Source organism: Olsenella sp. An290 (assembly GCF_002159535.1).
In the GTDB taxonomy this organism is placed as follows: Bacteria; Actinomycetota; Coriobacteriia; order Coriobacteriales; family Atopobiaceae; genus Thermophilibacter.
Genome location: NZ_NFIU01000003.1, coordinates 117,046 through 137,435, shown reverse-complemented (window position 1 = coordinate 137,435; position 20,390 = coordinate 117,046). Strand labels below are relative to the sequence as shown.

At 63.0% G+C, this 20,390-nt stretch carries 21 protein-coding genes and 6 tRNA genes; 9 read left to right on the top strand and 18 right to left on the bottom strand.

All coding sequences use genetic code 11. From position 1 onward, the window contains the following. The first annotated feature begins 2 nt into the window (after positions 1-2). From B5F84_RS03390 to B5F84_RS03355, 8 genes are all read left to right on the top strand, one after another. Positions 3-686 (top strand): hypothetical protein, encoded by a 684-nt coding sequence (locus tag B5F84_RS03390; protein WP_087320791.1) that lies wholly within the window; start codon positions 3-5, stop codon positions 684-686. Between the two features lie 3 nt (positions 687-689). Then, complete coding sequence (locus B5F84_RS03385; RefSeq protein WP_087320789.1) at positions 690-1,247, top strand: hypothetical protein; 558 nt, start codon at positions 690-692, stop codon at positions 1,245-1,247. Continuing rightward, positions 1,244-1,603 (top strand): hypothetical protein, encoded by a 360-nt coding sequence (locus tag B5F84_RS03380; RefSeq protein WP_087320786.1) that lies wholly within the window; start codon positions 1,244-1,246, stop codon positions 1,601-1,603. Before B5F84_RS03385 ends, B5F84_RS03380 begins: the two co-directional genes overlap by 4 nt. Next, positions 1,596-2,006 carry a hypothetical protein gene (locus B5F84_RS03375; RefSeq protein WP_087320783.1) on the top strand — a complete coding sequence of 137 codons (411 nt, stop codon included), beginning with the start codon at positions 1,596-1,598 and terminating at the stop codon, positions 2,004-2,006. The genes B5F84_RS03380 and B5F84_RS03375 overlap by 8 nt, the downstream gene beginning before the upstream one ends. 1 nt (position 2,007) lies before the next feature. Next, positions 2,008-2,346, top strand: a complete 339-nt coding sequence (locus B5F84_RS03370; RefSeq protein ID WP_087320781.1) for a hypothetical protein — start codon at positions 2,008-2,010, stop codon at positions 2,344-2,346. A gap of 102 nt (positions 2,347-2,448) precedes the next feature. Beyond that, positions 2,449-2,679 carry a hypothetical protein gene (locus tag B5F84_RS03365; RefSeq protein ID WP_087320778.1) on the top strand — a complete coding sequence of 77 codons (231 nt, stop codon included), beginning with the start codon at positions 2,449-2,451 and terminating at the stop codon, positions 2,677-2,679. Continuing rightward, the gene (locus B5F84_RS03360) at positions 2,669-4,120 is read left to right on the top strand and encodes a terminase family protein (RefSeq protein ID WP_087320774.1); all 1,452 of its coding nucleotides are present in this window, start codon (positions 2,669-2,671) and stop codon (positions 4,118-4,120) included. The genes B5F84_RS03365 and B5F84_RS03360 overlap by 11 nt, the downstream gene beginning before the upstream one ends. A 138-nt stretch (positions 4,121-4,258) precedes the next feature. After that, on the top strand, positions 4,259-4,441 hold the full coding sequence (locus B5F84_RS03355) for a hypothetical protein (RefSeq protein WP_087320772.1): 183 nt from the start codon (positions 4,259-4,261) through the stop codon (positions 4,439-4,441). 225 nt (positions 4,442-4,666) lie between these two features. Here B5F84_RS03355 and B5F84_RS03350 read toward each other — a convergent pair. Together B5F84_RS03350 and B5F84_RS03345 are read right to left on the bottom strand one after the other, a co-directional pair. After that, positions 4,667-4,740: transfer RNA gene (locus B5F84_RS03350), tRNA-Gly, on the bottom strand. Positions 4,741-4,745: 5 nt separating this feature from the next. Then, a tRNA-Pro gene (locus B5F84_RS03345) sits at positions 4,746-4,822 on the bottom strand. Between the two features lie 87 nt (positions 4,823-4,909). On the opposite strand from B5F84_RS03345, the gene B5F84_RS03340 reads away from it, so the two are divergent. Further along, positions 4,910-5,836, top strand: coding sequence for a diacylglycerol kinase family protein (locus B5F84_RS03340; RefSeq protein ID WP_087320769.1), 927 nt, complete (start codon positions 4,910-4,912; stop codon positions 5,834-5,836). A gap of 92 nt (positions 5,837-5,928) precedes the next feature. On the opposite strand, the gene B5F84_RS03335 is transcribed toward B5F84_RS03340, so the two are convergent. The 16 genes from B5F84_RS03335 to B5F84_RS03265 all read right to left on the bottom strand — a co-directional run bounded on the left by B5F84_RS03335 (position 5,929) and on the right by B5F84_RS03265 (position 20,381). After that, positions 5,929-6,690 (bottom strand): transposase, encoded by a 762-nt coding sequence (locus tag B5F84_RS03335; RefSeq protein WP_087320767.1) that lies wholly within the window; start codon positions 6,688-6,690, stop codon positions 5,929-5,931. A 373-nt stretch (positions 6,691-7,063) separates the two neighbouring features. Then, positions 7,064-8,767, bottom strand: a complete 1,704-nt coding sequence (ptsP, locus tag B5F84_RS03330) for a phosphoenolpyruvate--protein phosphotransferase (RefSeq protein WP_087320764.1) — start codon at positions 8,765-8,767, stop codon at positions 7,064-7,066. Positions 8,768-8,870: 103 nt separating this feature from the next. Next, on the bottom strand, positions 8,871-9,869 hold the full coding sequence (locus tag B5F84_RS03325; RefSeq protein ID WP_087320761.1) for a 1-phosphofructokinase family hexose kinase: 999 nt from the start codon (positions 9,867-9,869) through the stop codon (positions 8,871-8,873). 150 nt (positions 9,870-10,019) lie between these two features. Next, a tRNA-Arg gene (locus B5F84_RS03320) sits at positions 10,020-10,096 on the bottom strand. A gap of 17 nt (positions 10,097-10,113) precedes the next feature. Continuing rightward, positions 10,114-10,692, bottom strand: a complete 579-nt coding sequence (locus B5F84_RS03315) for an NUDIX hydrolase (RefSeq protein WP_087320758.1) — start codon at positions 10,690-10,692, stop codon at positions 10,114-10,116. Positions 10,693-10,697: 5 nt separating this feature from the next. Continuing rightward, complete coding sequence (locus B5F84_RS03310) at positions 10,698-11,501, bottom strand: DNA/RNA non-specific endonuclease (protein ID WP_158094471.1); 804 nt, start codon at positions 11,499-11,501, stop codon at positions 10,698-10,700. A 129-nt stretch (positions 11,502-11,630) separates the two neighbouring features. After that, positions 11,631-11,706 (bottom strand) — tRNA-Lys (locus B5F84_RS03305). A 5-nt stretch (positions 11,707-11,711) separates the two neighbouring features. Then, positions 11,712-11,787: transfer RNA gene (locus B5F84_RS03300), tRNA-Lys, on the bottom strand. Between the two features lie 13 nt (positions 11,788-11,800). Next, a tRNA-His gene (locus tag B5F84_RS03295) sits at positions 11,801-11,876 on the bottom strand. 98 nt (positions 11,877-11,974) lie between these two features. Then, complete coding sequence (locus tag B5F84_RS03290; protein WP_087320751.1) at positions 11,975-12,724, bottom strand: Fic family protein; 750 nt, start codon at positions 12,722-12,724, stop codon at positions 11,975-11,977. A gap of 193 nt (positions 12,725-12,917) precedes the next feature. Continuing rightward, complete coding sequence (locus B5F84_RS03285; protein WP_087320749.1) at positions 12,918-13,664, bottom strand: Fic family protein; 747 nt, start codon at positions 13,662-13,664, stop codon at positions 12,918-12,920. 12 nt (positions 13,665-13,676) lie between these two features. Continuing rightward, positions 13,677-13,874: a hypothetical protein gene (locus B5F84_RS03280; RefSeq protein ID WP_087225076.1), complete on the bottom strand. Its 198-nt coding sequence runs from the start codon at positions 13,872-13,874 to the stop codon at positions 13,677-13,679. 259 nt (positions 13,875-14,133) lie between these two features. Beyond that, positions 14,134-14,652, bottom strand: coding sequence for a hypothetical protein (locus tag B5F84_RS09445; RefSeq protein WP_143786038.1), 519 nt, complete (start codon positions 14,650-14,652; stop codon positions 14,134-14,136). A gap of 3 nt (positions 14,653-14,655) precedes the next feature. After that, positions 14,656-17,823: a DEAD/DEAH box helicase family protein gene (locus B5F84_RS03275; protein WP_087320746.1), complete on the bottom strand. Its 3,168-nt coding sequence runs from the start codon at positions 17,821-17,823 to the stop codon at positions 14,656-14,658. A 3-nt stretch (positions 17,824-17,826) separates the two neighbouring features. Further along, the gene (locus B5F84_RS03270; RefSeq protein ID WP_087320743.1) at positions 17,827-19,806 is read right to left on the bottom strand and encodes a site-specific DNA-methyltransferase; all 1,980 of its coding nucleotides are present in this window, start codon (positions 19,804-19,806) and stop codon (positions 17,827-17,829) included. After that, the gene (locus tag B5F84_RS03265) at positions 19,806-20,381 is read right to left on the bottom strand and encodes a DUF4391 domain-containing protein (RefSeq protein ID WP_158094470.1); all 576 of its coding nucleotides are present in this window, start codon (positions 20,379-20,381) and stop codon (positions 19,806-19,808) included. Before B5F84_RS03265 ends, B5F84_RS03270 begins: the two co-directional genes overlap by 1 nt. Positions 20,382-20,390: the final 9 nt, after the last annotated feature.

The following is a 20,390-nucleotide window of genomic DNA, read 5'->3' as shown; positions in this document are numbered from 1 at the left end:
GGATGTTCGACAAGGGGCGCACCAACGCGCGACTCTCCATCATCGCCGAGCAGTGCGCGAGCGCCGCGCTTGAGGTCGCAAGGCAGGATTACAAGGAGTACATGGCCGCGCTCAAGCCGGGGCAGACGGTCGAGCCTATGGGCAAGCTCAAGGGCCGCGCGGGCCAGGAACGTCTCTACGCATCATGCGAGGAGTTCCGCGAGAAGGCCGCCGCCGTCCTCGCTCAGGCGGAGCGCGAGGCGGGCGACGAGATGGCCGAGGCGCCGAGCGCCGCCGCGCTCGCATACGTTCAGGCGCTCGGGGCGCGCTCGCGCGTCACAAAGACCGAGCTTGAGGCCGCGTTCCGCAACTATGGCGACAACTGGTCAATCTATAGGACGCTGCGCGACATCGAGGCGCGGCAGGCGCGCGAGGGACACCCGGCGTTCGTCACAGGCATCAGCAGCACGCTCGACGGGGCCATGGAGTACGTAGAGGACGCCAAGAAGGCGATTGACCGGTTCATCAACGGCGTTCGCTTTCAGGAGTACAAGGACGAGAACGACCTCAAGAGCCGCCTCTCGTTCCTCCAAATGACGCTCAACGGCATCGCGCGCGGCAACGCCTTCGCTGGCATCGTCGGAGGCATCACGGGCGGCCACGAGGGCGGCGAGCCTTCGGGCGACGTCGCTTCTCAGGGGGAGTAGCGCATGGAGTTCGAGGACTTCAAGGAGCGCGAGTTCAAGGAGGTCGCGGAGGCCATGTTCTACTGCATGGCCGCCGGTGGCCGAGGCGAGGACGGCGAGGCGTGGAGTCCGTGGCGCGGCAAGGCCATTGAGGCGTGCGACAGGGCGCTAGAGCGCATCGGGAACGACATGGTTAAGCCCATGAGCGCCAACGCCGAGCGCTACGTGGCGCTCCTCAGGGAGCGCGAGAACGTGACACCCGACGAGGTTTCGCGGGCGCTCGCGTCGTGGGGCAAGAACCATCAGGCCGCCCGCGCCATTATCGACCGGGCGCACGAGCTGGGCTTCAAGGGCTTCGACGCGACGCGCGACGAGCAGCTTTACCACGCCTTCGAGATCATCAAGTCGGATTGCAAGACCATGAGGTTCAAGGCGGAATCCGGCAAGGTCGAGGAACGCGAGGGATACAAGCGGCTGGGCGTCGTGCTCAGGGACTGGGCGAACTACCTCAAGGGCTACGAGTCCATTCTCGGGAACGCCGTGGAGCCGCTGCGCGTGCCGCGCGAGGAGGTGGGCGCGTGACGCTGCCGCCCGTGGCCGCCGAGCTAGAGCCGGACTTCAAGGCCGCTTGTATGCACATGTTCGAGGCCGCCCGCGCGGCGTGCCGTGGCGAGGCTGCGGACAGGCTCAGGGCCGCCGCCGTCGAGACGTGCGAGGCGGCCGCCGAGTACGCCGAGGTGCAGGGCGACCACGTGACCGCCGGGGCGTTCCGGCGCATCGCCGGCGAGTGCGGGAGCCTGCCGCTGGATCGCGGGGAGCTTGCTACCTACGCGCTCCTCAAGACGGCTGCCCGCGACTGGGCGAACTATCTGACGGGGCGAGAGAGCTTCATGGGCCGCGCGTGCGGACCCATCGGGAAGGGGGCGGACAATGGCTAGGAGCGTCAAGAACGAGTGCGGCGGGAACTGGGGAGGAGCAAAGCGCGCCCTCTCGCTGGTCGAGCGGGCCCTGACGGATTTCGCCGCGAGCTTCGACGCGCTGGGCGAGCGGCACGAGGAGGAGCGCCGCGCCGTGGCTCAGGTCGCCTACGGTCGCCTTGACACCGCGTGCCGCCTTCTCGTGGAGGAGGGCGGCGAGGGCTTCGACGCCGAGGCCGTGACGGAGCCCGCGCGGCGCTTCGTGGGCGACGTTGAGGGCTACGCGCTGGGCGCGCCGTACAGCGTGGAGGGCGCTGCCCTGCTCGCGCTGGCAAAGACGGACGCTCTTCTCCACGAGGCGTGGAAGTCCGTCCCCTACAGGTTCAGCCTGCCGCCATGCCCGACGCCTAGCGAGGTCGCCTAGCATGGGCGGCCACAACCCGCGCGTATCCAACGGCACGAGGCGGCGCGACCTGAGAAGGCGCGTCGCTTCAATGGGCCTGCCCTGCGCATTGTGTGGAGCGCCCATAGACTACTCGCTTCCCGCCGGGCATCCGCTCAGCTTCGAGCTTGACGAGATCGTTCCGGTCAGCCGCTTCGAGGAGGGCGGCTACGCATCGGCCACGGCCTGCGCGCTAGACCCGCGCAACGTGCGCCCGGTGCATCGACAACGAATCTGCAACCAGAAGCGGGGCAACGGGCTTCGCAAGAGCAAGGGCGAGGTGCGGGAGCAAAAGCCCTTGAAGCACTCGCGGGCTTGGTGAGGGTGTGGGGGCTTGTCCTCCCCATGGCCGACGGCACGCCACGAGGCATAGCGCTGCCCCCGCCCGGTTTCGTTTTCGCCAGTGATAGGAGGTTTTCCCACCATGGGCAAACTCGTTTTAGCAGCTAAGAAGGGCAAAAAGCGTGACATGCTGGTTGCCCTGCGCGACGAGATCGCGGAGCAGATAGAGGCCACGAGCAGCGGGCGCGACATGGCCGCCCTGAGCAAGCGCCTTATCGAGGTCGTGGAGCAGATAGAGGACATGGACGCCGCCACGGCGCAGACGGCGAACCCGCTGCAAGCCGCCCGGAAGGCCGTGGCCGATGGCGACTAGGCACGGCAGGCAGGAGCCTACGTTCGAGGTCGTGGGCGGCTTCTCCTCCTCTAGGGGCGGCGAGGCCGTGGGGCTGTTCGAGAGCTACGGCGTGCGCTTCATGCCGTGGCAGGCGCGGCAGTTGGAGCTTTACCTAGCCCGCGACGGCGCGGGGCGGGCGGCCTCAAAGACAATCGGCCTGAGCGTCCCGAGGCAGAACGGGAAGAGCTACGCCGCCCGCTTCTATGCGGTCTGGTGCGCCGCCGTCGAGGGAAAGGCCGTACTCTACACGGCCCACCACGGCGTAACGACGCGCGAGATGTTCAAGCGAATCAAGAGCTTCGCGGAGGGTACGCCGGACTTCGCCGCCGAGCTTGCGCACAACGGCGTGAAGCAGGCGCAGGGGAACGAGGCGGTCTACTTCTCAAACGGCGGGTTCATCGAGTTCAACACGCGCACGACCTCAGTTTCGAGGGGCAAGACCTATGACGTTATCGTGGTCGACGAGGCGCAGACGTTGGACGATTTGGAGGCGTCCGCCTTGCAGCCCACGACGCTTGCGACGGACAGCGGCGACCCGCAGATGATCTACATAGGCACGCCCCCAGACCCCAAGTGCAAGGGAACCGTTTTCCGCGACCTCCACAGGAAGGCCCACGCGGGGGAGCTGGGCGGCGGCTGGTGGCTCGAATGGGCGGCCACGGAGATAGGCGACCCCCACGACGCGGAGCGCTGGTACGAGTGCTGCCCCGCCATGGGGTACCGAATCAGGGAGGACGTTATGGCGGACGCGGCGGACAAGACGGCGGCGGACAGCTTCGCGCGGGAGTACCTAGGCTGGTGGGGCGCGGAGGTCGGCGTCCTACAGCACGTCATAGACCGCAGGTCGTGGGACTTGTGCGAGACGGACGAGCCGCCGGAGGACGGGCTTCTCACGGTCGGCGTGAAGTTCAGCCCGGACGGCACGCGCGGGACGCTGGCCGTGTGCCTGCGGCCCATGGACGAGCGTTTCAGGGCGACCGGTGAGCCGCCATACGTCGAGGTCATAGACGTTAGGCCGCTATCCCACGGCGTCGCGTGGTTCGCCAAGTGGGTTCTAGACCGGAAAGACAAGGTCGCCGCCGTCGCCGTTGACGGCAAGGCGGGCTCCGGCGTCCTCATCCAGAAGCTGGTGGACGGCGGCCTCGCCAAGGGGAAGATAGTCACGCCGAGCGCCGGGGACGCCGCCACGGCGAACGCCATGATCGTTGACGCCGTGAGGGAGAGCGCCCTAACGCACTACGGGCAGGAGCAGCTAACCGAGTCCGCAACCGAGACGGTCAGGCGAAAGCTGGGAAAGGACGGCTTCGGCTTCGAGGACACCGAGAGGGCGGACGCGACCCTCATAGAGGCGTGCGCCCTCGCGTACTGGCAGGCCATGACAACCAAGAGGCGACCGGGGCGAAAGGCCGTCGTGTACTAGCGACCACCGGGCGAGCAGACGCCGCCTCACGGCTCAGGGCCGCCGTGGGGCGTCCTTCTCTCGTTCCCGGCACTCGGGTACCGAGGCGCTGTGAACGGGCCTAGAAACGGCGCTCAGAGGCTCAGAGAGGGGCATGAAATGGGCAAGGACTACGCGACCATGAGCACGGCGGCGCTGCAACGCCGAAACTGCTTCCTCATGGGCAAGCTGGGCAGGGTACGGCGGGGCAAGCTGCAAGCTCCGCCCGAGAAGGTGGAGGCGTGGCGGCGCGAGGCCGACGAGGTGACGGAGGAGCTGTTTCGCAGGGCGCGCAGGGGGTAGGGGGAGTCTGAAAGTCCGGGCCATGCCCGCGTGCGAGTCCGCGCCGTCTGCAATCTTTCCCCCTCCCCCGACGCGACGGGGGGGGTGGTGCGAACGGGCGACGTGCGTCTATCGCTGAGGTCAATCACGCCTATATTGCGCATTTTTTGCGCATCGTCATTGCGCATATAATTGATAAAAGAAAACAGGTCAAACCATTTTGTAGGTCTGACCTGCTGTTTTGTCTGGAGCGGGTGACGGGAATCGAACCCGCGTCATCAGCTTGGAAGGCTGAGGTTCTACCATTGAACCACACCCGCGTGCGTGGTCGGGGCGACTGGATTCGAACCAGCGACCCTCTGCTCCCAAAGCAGATGCGCTACCAAGCTGCGCCACGCCCCGGTCGCAGGGTGAAAGTATAGGCGAGCGCGCCGTCTCGGGCAAGCGTAGAATGGACGCCACCGAGAAGAACCTCGAGAAAGGCAGCACATGTCAGCCTCCCCGCTCGGCCGCACCCTGCTCGTTGCAAATCCTGCTGCCCACAGCGGGCGCGGCGCTCAGGGCGCGGAGTTCGCCCGCCGCTTCCTGGGAAGCTACTCTTCCGCAACGGACGGCTACGACGTTCGCCTCACCTCAAGGCCTGGCGAGGCCACCTCGATCGCGGCGTGCGCCGCGGGCTATGACACGCTCATCGTTCTCGGTGGCGACGGCGTCATCCACGAGGTCGTCTGCGGTCTCATGTCGCTTCCGGCAGAGCGCCGGCCCCGGCTCGCCGTGCTGCCCCTCGGCTCCGGAAATGACTACGCCCGAACCCTCGGCATGACGAGAAACGACATCGAGGCCGCGTTCGCACAGATCGTCCGAGGGCACGAGAGGCCCGTTGACGTTGGACGAGTCAACGGAACCTACTTTGCCGAGACCCTCTCCTTCGGGCTTGACGCCGCGATTGCGCTCGACACCACCGCGCGGCGGGCGGCCGACACCTCGCAGGAGGGAGAGGCCCTCTTCGTGACCTCTGGGCTTAAGATCCTCTCGCGTGCGAAGAGGGGCTTTGCGTGCACGGCGCGCTTCGACGGCGGCGAGCCCAGAGAGCTCTCGCCGCACATCTTTGCGTTCCAGATCGGTCCGAGCTACGGCGGCGGCTTCCTCATCTGCCCCGGCGCCGACCCCGCTGACGGGCTTCTCGACGTCTGCCTCAACGTGCGCAAGCCTGCGCTGCCTCGGCTGCTCGCCCTCTTTGGGCTTGCAAAGTACGGCCGCCACGTCCGCTCAAGCGTCATCGAGACGCTCAAGGTGCGCCACGCCGAGCTCGAGTTTGCCTCCGCCCCGCCCTGCCAGGTCGATGGCGAGGGCATCGAGGGCACGTCCTTCTCGATAGACGTGGTGCCCGCCGCCCTCCGCGTCATCTTCCCCTAGAAAAAGGGTAGAAAAAGGGGACGGGTTATTTCTCTCAGAGAAAATGGGACAGGTTAGCTGGCTGCAAAGCCACGGCGCAGGGCGAGCAGCCGCTATCCGGCCCTCGCAAGCAGCAGGCTCTTCTCGATGGCGTACCTGCCCACGCCCGTCAGACGCTCGACCTGTCTGACGGAAAGCCCGGCGTCGCGCATCAGGGAGAGCACGCGAACGCGCTCCTCACCGTCCAGCGTCTTCACGTCCTCGAGCGATACGGGGTAAATCGCGGCGAGAGCAACGTCCGCCGCGTCTTCCTCCGGAACACGCGCGCCCGGCATGAAGCAGTAACCGGTCAGGCGCGGCGCAAGGCTGAAGCGCTCGAACTGATCGATCCCGCCCACCAAATCCAGGACGGTCTCGACGCTGGCAATCCACGGCTCGCCCACGTACTCGTGATAGCTGCTCCAGGGGTACTCGTCCGGAACCGCACAAATCCCCGCCTTCACAGGGTTGTCATGAATGTATCGAACGGCCGCGAGCAGCTGGGCATCATCTTCAACGGGGACGCTTTTGAACCGACCGGCAAACACCGACCCGACGTGGCCGGAGCGCCGGTTGAAGTGGCCCGCGTAGCTGGTCGTCATCGCATGGATGGCATCGCTCAGCCGGCCCCCGGGGTCAGCCAGGAGCAGGTGGACATGGTTGGACATGAGGCACCACGCAACAATCTCAATGCCGCGCGAGGACATCGCCTCGCCCAACGCCTCCAGAAACGCACGGCGGTCCGCGTCATCCTCAAAGATGACCTGACGGCCGTTTCCTCGCAGCATCACATGGTAGTAACCCGACTCAGAGACCCTCCTGGCACATCTCGGCATGTTGACCCCCCGACCTCGACAGGCATTAACCATAACAGTCTGGAAGGACTTTTCAACAATGGGAGCGGTTTTCAACATTTGGGACGAGTTTGCACGCGCGCAAATGAGCGACGAGAAGGACGCGAGGCAGAGGCCCCTCGACAAGGTCGCGACGAGAAGGACGCGAGGCAGAGGCCCCTCGACAAGGTCGCGACGAGAAGGACGCGAGGCAGAGGCTCCTTGGAAAGCGAGCGCCGGCAAGGGGTGTCCCATTTTCTCTGAAAGAAAAAACCTGTCCCCTTTTAGCACTTTTAGCAGAAAAGACGGTGCCGCGCGGGGCGACACCGTCCAATAGCCTGTCCCATTCTCTCTGAGAGAAAAAACCTGTCCCCTTTTAGCGGGCGGCGGCCTGGAGCATGGCCTTGACCTCGGTGGCGGTCTTGAGCTTCATGACCTTCTCGGTGAGGGCGTCGGCCTCGGCCTTGGTCCACTCGGAGATGATGCGGCGCGTGCGCAGAATCGAAGGGGCGGACACGGAGAACTCGTTCAGGCCAAAGGAGAGCAGCACCGGGATGAGCAGCGGGTCGGCTGCGGCCTCGCCGCACATGCCGACCATGATGCCGGCCTTGTTGCCCTCCTCGATGATGCGCTTGAGCGAGCGGAGGACCGCGGGCTGGTACACGTCGTAGAGGTAGGCGACCTTGTCGTTGCCGCGGTCGGCGCACATGGTGTAGCCGATGAGGTCGTTCGTGCCGATGGAGAAGAAGTCGCACTCGGCGGCGAGGTCGTCGGCGATCAGCGACGCGGCGGGCGTCTCGATCATCGTGCCGACCTCGATGTCCTTGTTGTAGGAGACGCCGCGGGCGTCAAGCTCGGCCTTGCACTCCTCAACGAGGGCCTTCACCTGGCGGATCTCGTCGAGGTTGGTGACGAGCGGCACCATGATCTTGATGTCGCCAAAGGCGGAGGCGCGCAGAAGGGCCGTGAGCTGGACCTTGTACTGGTCGGGGTTGGCGAGGCAGTAGCGCACCGCACGGTAGCCCATGAAGGGGTTCTCCTCCTTCTGCAGGCCCATGTACGGGATCTCCTTGTCGCCGCCCACGTCGAGCGTGCGGATGATGACGGGCTGGTTCTTCATGCGCAGCGCGACCTTCTGGTACGCGGCGAACTGCTCGTCCTCGCTCGGGAGCTCCTTGGCGTCCATGAAGAGGAACTCGGAGCGGAAGAGGCCGACGCCCTCGCAGTCGTGCTCGGCCGCGACGTTGGCGTCGTCGGGGTTGCCGATGTTGGCGACGAGAAGAACCTCGTCACCGTCGCCGGTGACCGTCGGCTTGCCGCGATAGGCCTCGAGGGCGGCCTTCTCCTCGGCGTACTGCTTGGCCTTGGCGCGGTAGTGCTCGAGGTCGGCGTCGCTCGGGTTCACGAGGACGCGACCGCGGGAGCCGTCAACGATGACCATGTCGCCGGTCTTGATGGACTTGGTGACGTCGGCCACGGAGAGGACCGCCGGAATCTCCAGCGCGCGGGCGATGATGGCGGAGTGGGAGGTGCGACCGCCCGTCTCGGTGACGATGCCGGCGACGTTGTCCTTGTCGATGTCGGCGGTCATGGACGGGGTGAGCTCGCCCACCACGACGATGGAGTTCTCGGGCAGGGTGGAGAGGTCCACGACCTCCTTGCCGAGCAGGTCGGCGAGAAGGCCCGTCTTGACGTCGGCCACGTCGGCGGCGCGCTCGCGGAAGAGCTCGTCCTCCATGTTGGCGAACATGTTGTAGTACATGTCGTACGCCTCGGAGACGGCCTGCTCGGCGCACATGCCGCTCTCGATGGACCCGTTGACCATCTCCTGGATACCCTCGTCCTCGGCAAACTCGATGTGGGCGCCCATGATGGCGGCGGCCTCCTCGCCCACGGTCTCGGTCATGCGCGCGATCTGGGCGTTTGTCTGCTCGACGAACTTGGCGACGGCCGCGGCGTAGCGCTGCTTCTCGTCACCGGCGTCCTCCGGCGCGTGCGGCGTGAAGCTCAGGTCGGGCTCCACGGCGACGCGGGCGACGCCGATGCCAATGCCGTCAGATGCGTTGACTCCCTCGTACATAGGTCTCCCCCTACATTCTGGCCGCCAGAGCGGCCCTGTCCCAAAACCCTCACACCCTGGCACGCGTGGCGCCAGGGCGAGAAGAACCAGTCATCGGCGACCGCTAGGCGCGCTCGCCGTCCGCGCCCGCGGCCTCGCGGGCCTTGTTGTTCTCCATGTCCTGTGCGATGACGCCCGGGATGGCGCGGCCCATCTTCTTGTAGAGCGCGCCCACCACGCGGTCGATCGTGGAGCGCTTTGCGATGCCCTTGCTCGCGGCGGTGGCGGTGCCGCACGCGGAGGCGAAGATGAGGGCCGTCTCGTAGTCGACGCCGCGCGTGACCTGCGCGAGGAAGCCTGCGACCATGGAGTCGCCGGCACCCGTGGCGTTGACGAGCTTGATCTTGGCGGTGGGAACCACGTGCTCGGCGCCGTTCTCGTCCAGAAGGAGCGAGCCGTGGCCGCCGCAGGAGATGATGACGTTGCGCGCGCCCTCCTCCTGGAGCTTGTGCGCATAGGGCATGCACTCCTCGGGCTCCTCGATGTTGACCCCGTAGATGCGGCCGACCTCGTGGTTGTTCGGCTTGATGAGGAACGGGTGCATGTCCAGCGACTCCATGAGGAGCTGACCGGGGGCGTCGACCACGAACTGGATGCCGCGGCCGCCGAGACGCCTCATGATCTGCATGTACATGTCCTCGGGCAGCGAGTTGGGGATGGAGCCCGTGAGGACGAGCGTGTCACCGGCGCCGACGATGTCCATGCGCGCCAGGAGCTCGTCGACCTTCTTCTCCGGGATCTTGGGGCCCATGCCGTTGACCATCGTCATGACGATGCCGTTGAGCTTGACGTTGATGCGGGTGTAGCCGCGGTCGAGGCACACGAAGTTGCTCGCCACGCCCTTCTCCTGCAGCCGGTGCAGGAGGTAGTCGCCGGTGAAGCCGGCGGCGATGCCCATGGCGATGCTCGGCACGTCGAGCTCGTTCAAGAGCGTGGAGATGTTGATGCCGTTGCCACCGCAGTGCAGCTCCTCGGAGGACGAACGGTTAGTGAAGCCCATGTCGAGCGTCAGGGGATGCATGACGTAGTCGAGGGCCGGGTTCAACGTCATTGTGTAAATCAACGCGTGCTCCTTCCGACGAGCAGACTCACGTGCCTAGTATGCCGCATAACGGCCTGAGGCCGCACGTGAATTGCGCAGACGGCCGCAGAATGCCGCTCAGGGCACAAGACGGGCCAGACGCTCCAGAGAGTGCCTGGCCCGGTGCGCTCCTGGTGCGCCCTGAGGGATTCGAACCCCCGACCTTCGGATTAGAAGTCCGCGGCTCTATCCAACTGAGCTAAGGGCGCATGGTTGCGTTCACATTCTATAGCATCCCGTACGCCTTGGCGGCGAGAATGCCCTCGACGGTCTTTGCGTCGTCAATGAGGCCGAGCCGGATGGCGCGGACGGCATCGTCCACCGGCACCCAGAGGACGTCCACGAACTCGCCCTCGTCGGGCGCCGCGTCCCCCTGGGAGAGGCCGTGGGCAAAGTACACGGAGGTGTGCTCGTCGGTGAAGCCGGGGGCGCCGTAGGACTCCGTCAGAAGCTCGAGGCGCTCGGCGACGAGGCCGGTCTCCTCGGTGAGCTCGCGCGCCGCGCACTCGTCGCGCGGCTCGCCGGGGTCCACCTTGCCCGCCGGAATCTCGAGCGTCATGCGGCCCAGGGCGACGCGGTACTGGCGCACGAGGCACACGCGCCCGTCGCGCACCGCCACCACCCCCGCGCCGCCGTGGTGGCGGACCACCTCGCGCCAGTCGAGCGAGCCGTCGGAGAGCTCCACCCGGAGGTGCTCGACGGAGAAGATCTTACCCTGCCACTCGGGGTCTGCCCGAACCACGCGCTCGTGCAGGCGGGCGTCGGGCGCAAGCGCGCCGCGAATCATATCGAGTCCCTCGGACATGCTCCTCACTCCCCCGCCACGGAAAAGGCGCCCGTCGCGTAGTCGATGTCGTACCCCGCGGCGTCGTTGTAGACCTCCACCTCGAGGTCGATCGCGCCGTCCGAGCTCAGCACGTCCACCAGGACGCTCCGCGGCAGGAGCTCCGCCCCCTCGTAGACCGGCGTCGCAAGGTAGAGGACGGTGCCGTCGGGGTTCTCGCGAAGCCAGTCGCGCGCGAGCCCCTCGGTGAAGGCCATGCCGCCGTCCTGGCCGTGGTTGTCGCCCACGTTCTGCGTGCGGGTGCCCGTGACGAGATTGTACTCCGCGTCATCACCGCCCAGGGACTTGGCGAGCAGGTGGCTGCGGTTGTAGAGGGTTCCGTGGTAGGTGGACCCGTCCGGGTTCACGATGTCGACCTCCTCGTTGTGGCCCCAGCCAGCGGGGTGAATGCGGGAGATGTCCTCGCGGCTGCGCTCGCTGCCACGCTTCATCATGTCATAGGTGACGTTGGCCGCGACCTGCCCCGTGCGCCCGAGGGCGTCGAGCCCCGCGTAGCGGACCTCGCCCGGCGCAAGGTCCACGTCCGCGACCGCCGTCCCGACGATGCGGTAGTAGTCCGGCGACGTGACGGGGTCCCAGGCGCTGTAGGACGCCTGACGGTCGGTGAGGGTCACGGGGGCCGTAGGAGCACCGCCCGTGCCGGACACGAGCCCCGGGGCAAGCCACGCGCCAAGCGCCAGGAGCGCGGCGGCGAGCAGAGCCAGGGGGCCGCGCGCCCGCCTTGAGGAGAGAAGCTGTGCCGACGGTCCTGCCGAGCGCCTACGCGTCATGTATCCTCCCATCCCTTGGGCCCTGTTGGGGACAGTCTATCCGGTCGACCGGACAGAAACTCTCGGCAGCCGGGCTCGGCCGCGCACAAGAAAGCGCCCGAACGCAGAGCGTCCGGGCGCGAACCATCGTGGTGGATCGTCAGGGGTTCGAACCCTGGACCTTGGGATTAAGAGTCCCCTGCTCTACCAGCTGAGCTAACGATCCAAAAATGGTGGATCGTCAGGGGTTCGAACCCTGGACCTTGGGATTAAGAGTCCCCTGCTCTACCAGCTGAGCTAACGATCCGTATTCGATTAAATGGGGTGGGCGAAGGGTCTCGAACCCTCGACCTACGGAGCCACAGTCCGTCGCTCTGCCAACTGAGCTACGCCCACCATCCGGCCACCTCTTCAAGCAGCTCGACTATTATGCAAAACCCCGCCGCCTGATGCAAGAACTTTTTTGAGAAGATTCCGTGGGGCCTCATCCCATGCTAGTCGAGCAGGCCCTCCCAGGTGAGCAGCGTCTCGTTGCGGAGGAACCGGCGGAAGGGGCTGAGGTCCCCCTCGAGGTGGAAGACGTCGAGCCCGGCGTGGTAGGCGCCGTGGTCCTGCGCGCGAATCACGATGGGCGGCATCCCCATGGCAAGCAAGACGCCGTTCATGAGCAGACGCGCGGTGCGGCCGTTGCCGTCCGCGAAGGGGTGAATCTCGGAGAGCCGCGCGTGGAGGTAGGCGGCGATGGTGAGATGGCGCCCCCCGGCCTCGAGCTCCGTGTTCACGTCGTCCGCGAGGACGCCCACTGCGTGCGGCACCTCGACCGCCGGGATGCCCACGGCAGCCGGCCCGCCCACGTAGTTGTCCAGCTTGAACGTGCCCGGGCGCTCGCCGGCGAGCAGGAGCTTCTCCTTGTACGTCCCCATGGTCACGAGGCCCTGGGCCTCCTGGATGAGCTCCTCGGAGAGGCAGGGGTCCTCAGCGAGCTTGATGCGGGCGAGGTCCCAGGAGACCTTGAGGTTGCGAGCCTCAACGAGCACCTGGACGTCGCCGGTGTAGCCCTCGACGGCGTCGCCCCTGACGATCTGGCTCACGGTGGCAAACGTGAGCTCCTCGTTCTCTATCTTCTCGGAGTTGTAGACGTAGTCGGGCACGAAGTCGGCGAGCAGCTTCTCCCGGCGCTCCTCCGGAAGCGCCACCCACGTGGCGACCAGCGCGTCGTAGCGATCCTTCAGCAGGTTAGCCATGGTGCACCTCCCATCGGACTGTTTAGTAGCATTCTACCGGCCGCCCGGGGCGAGAAGGACGATCGACTCTACCAGAGGCCCCACCCCCTCGGCGGAGGGCAGCCGTGCAGGGGGCGTGCGAAGGGGACAGTCACTTTTGCACGGGTATGCGTGCAAAAGTGACTGTCCCCTTCGCACGCCCCCTGCACGACTCTCAGAGGCGCCCCTCCCACGTGATGAGGCACTCGGTCATGAGGAACTGCTTGAAGGGCTCGAGGTCCCCCTCGTCGTGAAAGGCGTCGAGCGCGCCATAGTACGCCATCCGGTCCTGCTCCCTGATCACGACCGGCGGGTGCCCCATGGCGAGAAGGACCATGTTCATAAGCAGACGAGCCACTCGTCCGTTGCCGTCGGCAAACGAGTGAATGTCAACAAGCGAGGCATGGAGGTAGGCGGCTACGGTCAGCGCACGTCCGTTATCGGAAAGATAGGAGTTCACGTCGTCAAGAAGGTCTCTCATAAGCTCAGGGACGTCCGCCACGCCAGCGCCAACCGCCTTCACGCCAACAACGTAGTCGCCCAGTTTGTACGAACCGGGCCTCTCCCCGCTCCCCCAACGCTGCTCGTCATAGGTGCCGTAGGTCAGAAGCTCATGCGCCTTTAGGACAAGGTCCTCGGTAAGCCGTAGCCCGGGAGTCGCAAGCGGCCTCGCCCACTCCCAGGAGGTCTTGAGGTTCTGTATCTCAAAGAGCGTCCGAACGTCGCCAGTGAAGGCAATGATGCGCCCGTTCTCAAAGACCTCGCGGGTGTCACGGTACGTGATGGCGTCGTTCTCAATCTTCCCGGAGTTATATGCGTAGTTGAGGACAAAGCCGTCCACGTGCGCCTCACGCGAAGGGACGGAAAGGCCCCTCCACCTCGAAACGAAATCCTCGTAGCTGGCGAGAAGAACGTCGGGCATCGGCCTCACGACCTAGAGGTAGTCGGCAAGGCGTGGACGCTCGCCAAACTGCTTGCTGGGACGCTTGCGGCTCGCCGTCTCATTATTGTCGCTCACGAGCACGAAATCACCTGACGCAAGGGCCTTGGAAAGACTGCCGTGGGCGCTCACATACGCTAGGAGGCGTTGGTCGTCCACGAGGTTACCGCTCGGGTCCTTCCATATGCGCATATGCCAGCCCTCCAATCTCTCCGAGTCATGAGACGATTGTACCCGCTTGAGAGATTGACCAGGTTGACTCCGGGAAACAGCAGATCGAGCGTCCTCCCTACAGGTCGAGCGCCTTTCTCGCCACAGCCGAACACCCGCACGACGCCAAGCAGAAGCCCACAAGCTCCGCCAGCGAGACCTCACCTGACGGGCATGGCCCTAAATGTCATTCGGGAACATCCACTCAAGCGTGCCCTGTCGCGATATCATCAGATCTCGTTCATCCAACAAGAACTTGTGGCGCATTGCTCGCCGGGAAAACTGAGGCACTTGCCAATTCATTCAAATTGGAATTCAGCATAACAAGACGAGCTGCAACAATTCTCTTCTGCTCATCCGAGGTATAGCAAAGAACGGCTCCCCGCGCACCATCTGCTCCAGGAGCATCATTAAGACGTATGCAAGCCTTTTTATATTCAGCTTTGTAATCGCCCTCTTTTGAAACGATTATTTGAATATTGTTGGATGACAACTCTACACGGTCGTATGCTCCGCGACTATGACGTAAAGCTCGCAATTCGCATTTATCCCACGGGTAGCGCATCATCTCTTTAGTAAAACAAGCTACGGACATATCAGAGTACAACCTGGGGGAGTCACCCAGCGATAAGTGGTCTTCGACAGCGTTGCAGCAGAGCTCGTAGACTCTGTTACTGTTGCTGATAACTTCCAAAAATGCGTCTGCAACTCCAGATGCGACTAGTTTACTTAAGAGTGCATTCGCGTCATTCTTATTCATGCGTTACTCCCCCACAACCTCAAGAAGCTTCTCATAGCTGTCGACCACGTCGTAACGCACGTCGGCGTCACCCATCTCGTTGAACAGCTTCTTCGCGCACGCGATCTTCGCCTGCTCGATAGGTCTCAGGTCCAACGTGCTCATCGATCCCTTCGTCTCTGCAACAAAGAAGACGTGCTTTACACTCCCCTGCTTGAAGGCGATTGCCCAGTCGGGGGCGTAGTTGCCGACCGGCGTCGGTATCTGGAACGAACGCGGCAGTTTGGCGTAGACAACCACCTCGTCAGCCGCGTCCAAATCCTCGGCAAACCGCCGCTCCACGGACTTCACCGCAGTCCCGTCCGGGAACACGTAGTCCTGAACGTTCTTCTTGGAACGGTAGGCGCGCGCCATGCTCTCCGGCATGGTCTCCGTGAAGATGGCGGCGTCGTATCGCTCCTCGAGCCGGTTGTAGCTGATGTGCTCCACGATCATCGTCGCTTTCTCGTCGACGATGGCATCCCCCACCTTGGCGATGAACTCCTCGGGGTTCTCCTTGAAGAGCGCAAACTTCACAGGGCTCATCTCGGAGAGAATCCTCGCCGCGCTTCGACGGGTGATCTTCGCCCGCCTTGCGACCTCGCCCACCAGGTCATATTTGACGTGGATGGGAGACACGTCGGAAAGGTTGTGCGTCTCGGTATGACTCACCTCGAAGTGGCTCTTCGAGTCAAGCTGCTCGGCACTTCCCTCCTCGGCCTGCTCTCCTGTGACGATACGATACGTCACCTTGGAGACCATGAGGTTGCGGTCGATGTTGTCCACCGCCTTGCGGCGCAGCTCGTCGTCGTCAAAGTGAACGGTATAGGCCTGCTTGAAGTTGATCTTGTTCCAGAGCTCCTGGAACTCCCTCTTTCCGAAGTTCTCGTTAAGGGGATTGGAGAGAACCTTCGTCTCGAGGCCGTTGCTCACCATGTCATCAAGCACCGAACTGTCAAAGACGCTCGTCAGAGCGGTCTCGATAAGCGGAAGCTTCTGCTCGATCACCGCACGCGCGGCAACGGGGAGTGTCTCGATCTCCTCGCGCCTGATGCCCTCAGTCTTGAACTTGTCGGTGACGCTACCGTCGAGGCCAACGTACTCGAGCTTCACCAGCGCGTTGTGCACGAGCTCGGCCTGCCCGCCGTCCAGCTCGAGCTTCACGCCGCCCGAGCCAACAAAGTGAAAGTCCCGGAGGAACTCCCTCGTGACCTTCTTCGGTCGTTCGCGCAGCTCGGAACGGATGTCCCCCTGCAGGTCGCTCACAAAGCTCGAGTAGCTCTCGGACGCGATGACCGTGAGCAGGTTAACCTTCTGGACCATGTCCTCGCCGAGCGCGCCGACGTCCTGACGGTCGCCTTCCTGGTTCACGCACAGGCGCATACCGCGCCCGACCTCCTGGCGCTTGCTCGTCTCGGAGCCAGACTCCTTGAGCGTGCAGATCTGGAAGACGTTGGGGTTGTCCCATCCCTCGCGCAGCGCCGAGTGGGAGAAGATGAAGCGCGTGGGCTCTTCGAAGGAAAGCAGCCGCTCCTTGTTCTTGAGGATGAGATCGTAGGCGCTCTCGTCGTCGGAGTCCTCGGAGCCGCGCTTGGTGGTGCTGTTGATCGCATGGCCCTTCTTGTCAATCGAGAAGTATCCCTTGTGCACCTGGTTCGGCTCAAACTGCTTGAGATACGAGACGTAGGAGCCAGGCGCGTCGTCCCCAATGCGAGGTAAGTCGAGACGCTCGGCAACGGCGGCAGCGTACTCCTCCTCAAACACCTTGCCGTAGCCGACCGTCAGCTCCTCTCCGTCATCCGAGTAGGCGCGGTACTTCGCCACCTCGTCGATGAAGAAGAGCGAGAGGCACTTGATGCCCCGCGAGAAAAGCTGCTCCTCCTTCTGAAGGTGACTCTTTATGGTCTCGCGAATCTGTACGCGACGGATATCCTCGCCCGCGGAGTCGCCAACAACCTCACCGCAACGCAGCTCCTCACCATTGCGGAAGCGCACGTAGCCAAGGGTGCCATCCTGATCGGCGCGAATCTCAGAGACGACGAAGTCGTTGCGATATGCCTCGAGCTCGCCCGAGGCAACGTAGATGTCGTCACCCTCGTTGAACGAACCAATGATCTTCTTAACGCTACCGTTGGCCATAAGCTTCTTGAACTCGATCCGCGCGACGGGAGCGGCCTTGCTCACCTTGATCTCCTGCAGGCAGAGGTAGCCGTCCGTACCACGCATGCCGCGCACCTCAAAGCCCTTTACCTCGATGCGCTTCACAAGGCGCATGTTGTAGGCGTCGAGCGCGTCAAGCGCATAGACCTCGTTATGGTGCTCTGCGTGCGTGGCCGAGTAGTTGAGCGAGAAGAGCGGATGGAACTGCTGCATCGCCTTGCGCGTGGCGCTGTTCTTCTTCCCCATTTTCTGAGGCTCATCGAGGATGAGGATGGGGTTGGTGGCTGCAAGAACGTCAATGGGGCGCCGGCTGCCAAAGTCGTCGCGTTCGGAGAACATGATGCGGGCGGTCTTGTCTCCCCCGCGCCCCTCCTTGCTCTTGGACTCGTCAAAGGCGTTGAACGCTTGCATGTTAATGACCATGACGGAGATGTCGCTTCTGCTGGCAAAAGCATCGAGCTCGTTCAGGCGCGAGCTGTTGTAGACAAACCACCAGATGCGCTTCCCGTAACGGTCGGCGAAGTGCCGCTCGGTGATGGCAAGCGACTTAGCCACGCCCTCACGAATGGCGACGCTCGGCACCACGATGATGAACTTGGACCACCCGTAGCGCTTGTTGAGCTCAAAGATGGTCTCGGTGTAGACGTAGGTCTTACCGGTGCCCGTCTCCATCTCGACGTCCAGCTCGCAGGCGCCAAGTGAGTGGCTGAGCTTGCCCGAACGCTCGATGCCGTTGCGGTCCTGGACCTTCTTAATGTTGTCGAGAAGAACGTCGGAGCCCATCGTTAACGGAGCGTTCTTGTAGCCATCGGAAGCATCTGCCTCAAGGCTATCGAAGTTGCCAATGAACGCCTGGCCCTTCTTGTTGTAGAACCCGGCCCCCAGATCACGAACGAACTGTTGGCCATCAACTTTGGGCTGGCCTTTGAAGACATCGGCAACCGCATCTGCCGCCAAAGTCTGGTACTGCTGAACTTTGAACTTGAACTCCATAACCTAGATCACCTCGACCTCAGTAATGGAGCTGTAGTTCTTGAAGATCTCGGCAAAGTTCGAGACAGCGTCGTCACCGGCGAAGGAGGCGTCACGCATGACCGCGTAGTCGGGCTCCATCTTGGCCATTGCCGTCATGACCTTGACGGGCACGCCTCTGTCGAAGCAGGCGACGAGGCGGCCACCATCGACCGAGAAGACCGTGTAGCCGTCGACGTCGAGCTTCTCGATAGGGGCCGAGAGCTCGATCTGCTTCTTGAGCATCACCTGGATGATAAGGTCGTCTGGCGTGCGATCCGGCTTGAGGTTGTCAGCGAAGCCAACAATCGCCTGCTGGGTGTATTCCTCGGGTTCTGCGGACACGTCCTCGAAGTTCGAGGAGTCAATCTTGAGCGTACGGAAGCCGACGTCGGGGACCTTCTTCGGCTCTTCGCCAAGCTTGAGCTGGCGGTTGGATTCCTCCACCTCGGAAGCAATCTTCTTGCCAGCGCGACGGATACGCTCCCTGCCGATCTCGCAGATGTTCTTGTAGCCCGCCTTGGCGGCCTCTGACTTCTCGTCGCAGACCTCTGGCAGCTGCACCATGATGAACTTGCGGTTACCACCATCTTCGGCATTAAGTCGCATAACCGCATGAGCAGTTGTGGCAGATCCAGAGAAGAAGTCAAGTATTACTGCGTTCTTATCGGGAATGAGATTAACCAGACTCTTAATTAGCTCACTTGGCTTCGAATAATCAAAGACCGGCGTCCCGAACAGTCCATCAATTTCTTTCTTTGAGTTGTCATTTGAGTACTTATTATCAACAAACTCGAGAGAGGATACTGCTCTTGTTCTAGGCTGTATTACAACCCTATATCCATGCGGAGAGCGATCAATCGAGGCGTTCTGATACGTCTTTGTATAGATTCGCTTTCCGTTTCGTCCCTCTCTAACAACTACGAAGCCATTCTCTAAACCAAAGGAGAACAGCTCTTTACTCCACCGCCATACCCAATCAGTTCGTCCATGAACGCCATTGTGGCGAGCTTCATACGCTGAAAATGAACCACCTGGTACAAATGTTTCACCTGCGATGTTAATCTGATAATCCATCGACTCGTTGTACTGAAGGCTGTTGTAGTCAAGAGTCTGGTTCAGTTTATATGGGCCTCTTTCATTCAGATATTCATCGGCGTTCGAGAACCCTGCATCTACGTGCGCCGGCAGGTTAACCTGAATAGATGCCTTCTTTTTTATTGCGACAATGTAGTCATTATTCTGGGCAATATCACTTGATTTCCCCGCCTTCTTCGTAACGCGCGGGAACATTCCCAGGCGGTTATCGGGGCCAAACATCTCCGGAAGCATCTTGCACAAGTTGGCAAGCTCGGAATCGTCAAGGCTAACGAACAGAATCCCGTCCTCGCTTAGCAGGTCCCTGGCGAGCAGCAGGCGCGGGTACATCATGCTGCACCAGTCGGAGTGGAAGCGGCCGTTGGACTCGGGGTTGGCGACGAGGCGGCCGCCCTCCTCGTCGTAGTCGCCACTCTCCGCGTCGTAGTCCTCCTTCGTCTTCGAGAAGTCGTCGTCGTAGATGAAGTCGTGGCCCGTGTTGTAGGGCGGATCGATGTAGATCATCTTGACCTTGCCGGCATAGGTGTTGCGCAGGAGCTTGAGCGCGTCGAGGTTGTCGCCCTCAATGTAGAGGTTCTGCGTCGTGTCCCAGTTCACGCTCTTCTCGGGGCACGGGCGCAGGCACTTGTCAATCTGGCGGTACGCCTCCTGCTTGGCCTCGCGCTTGCCTGGCCAGGTGAACTGGTAGCGCTCCCTCTGGCCCTCGGCGACGTCGCCCACGCGCTCCTTCAGGGCGTCGACGTCGATGGTGTGGCGAAGGGTGCCGTCGGGCTCGCGAACCTCGGTCACGACCTCGGGGAAGAGCGCGGCGAGCTTCTCGACGTTCTCGTCGAGGATGCTCTCGGTGGTATGGGACAGCTTCTCCATCAGGACTCCCCCTCCAGACGGGACAGCTCCGCCTCGATTGCGCGTTTGCGATCGAAGAGAGCGTTCTTCTTTGCGATTTGCTTTTCTGATTTGCGCTTCCGCTCAACCTGCTCGAGCTCAAGCCGCAGCGCCTCGCTCCGCCTCTTTCGCTCGAGGCGTCCGGCAAGGTCCGTGTAGCTTGCATCGCCGAAAATAACCTGGGACACGATGGAATCCCAGAGCTCTCCTAAGGTCGATCCCACGAGCTCGAGCTTGGCGCCATCGGTCGGCTCCCACCCCGTCTCATAGAGGCGGTCTCGTCTGACAAGCAGCTTGCAGGACTCGTTCGTTAGACAGATAAAGAGCAGCTTGTTGGATATCGAGCGGGCAACCAACTCGATTGCCTCGTAGGGGATGCCGATGCCTTTGAGATAGAGCGCGAGAACGTCTATCTCCGCCACGTCCTTGTCGCCAGGAATGTGGATACTGGCCTCCTTGATGGAGGCGACCATCTCGATGCGCTCGATCTGCTGGACGAACTGTTCCTTGATGGCAGCTGTCGTCTTAAGGTGCTCGTAGAACACCTTCTTGGGCATCACACGGTT

Coding starts and splice junctions, on each gene's coding strand:
- B5F84_RS03390 (WP_087320791.1), top strand. CDS start 3: ATGTTCGACAAGGGGCGCACCAACGCGCGACTCTCCATCATCGCCGAG.
- B5F84_RS03385 (WP_087320789.1), top strand. CDS start 690: ATGGAGTTCGAGGACTTCAAGGAGCGCGAGTTCAAGGAGGTCGCGGAG.
- B5F84_RS03375 (WP_087320783.1), top strand. CDS start 1,596: ATGGCTAGGAGCGTCAAGAACGAGTGCGGCGGGAACTGGGGAGGAGCA.
- B5F84_RS03370 (WP_087320781.1), top strand. CDS start 2,008: ATGGGCGGCCACAACCCGCGCGTATCCAACGGCACGAGGCGGCGCGAC.
- B5F84_RS03365 (WP_087320778.1), top strand. CDS start 2,449: ATGGGCAAACTCGTTTTAGCAGCTAAGAAGGGCAAAAAGCGTGACATG.
- B5F84_RS03360 (WP_087320774.1), top strand. CDS start 2,669: ATGGCGACTAGGCACGGCAGGCAGGAGCCTACGTTCGAGGTCGTGGGC.
- B5F84_RS03355 (WP_087320772.1), top strand. CDS start 4,259: ATGGGCAAGGACTACGCGACCATGAGCACGGCGGCGCTGCAACGCCGA.
- B5F84_RS03340 (WP_087320769.1), top strand. CDS start 4,910: ATGTCAGCCTCCCCGCTCGGCCGCACCCTGCTCGTTGCAAATCCTGCT.
- B5F84_RS03335 (WP_087320767.1), bottom strand. CDS start 6,690: ATGCCGAGATGTGCCAGGAGGGTCTCTGAGTCGGGTTACTACCATGTG.
- ptsP (WP_087320764.1), bottom strand. CDS start 8,767: ATGTACGAGGGAGTCAACGCATCTGACGGCATTGGCATCGGCGTCGCC.
- B5F84_RS03315 (WP_087320758.1), bottom strand. CDS start 10,692: ATGTCCGAGGGACTCGATATGATTCGCGGCGCGCTTGCGCCCGACGCC.
- B5F84_RS03310 (WP_158094471.1), bottom strand. CDS start 11,501: ATGACGCGTAGGCGCTCGGCAGGACCGTCGGCACAGCTTCTCTCCTCA.
- B5F84_RS03290 (WP_087320751.1), bottom strand. CDS start 12,724: ATGGCTAACCTGCTGAAGGATCGCTACGACGCGCTGGTCGCCACGTGG.
- B5F84_RS03285 (WP_087320749.1), bottom strand. CDS start 13,664: ATGCCCGACGTTCTTCTCGCCAGCTACGAGGATTTCGTTTCGAGGTGG.
- B5F84_RS03280 (WP_087225076.1), bottom strand. CDS start 13,874: ATGCGCATATGGAAGGACCCGAGCGGTAACCTCGTGGACGACCAACGC.
- B5F84_RS09445 (WP_143786038.1), bottom strand. CDS start 14,652: ATGAATAAGAATGACGCGAATGCACTCTTAAGTAAACTAGTCGCATCT.
- B5F84_RS03275 (WP_087320746.1), bottom strand. CDS start 17,823: ATGGAGTTCAAGTTCAAAGTTCAGCAGTACCAGACTTTGGCGGCAGAT.
- B5F84_RS03270 (WP_087320743.1), bottom strand. CDS start 19,806: ATGGAGAAGCTGTCCCATACCACCGAGAGCATCCTCGACGAGAACGTC.
- B5F84_RS03265 (WP_158094470.1), bottom strand. CDS start 20,381: ATGCCCAAGAAGGTGTTCTACGAGCACCTTAAGACGACAGCTGCCATC.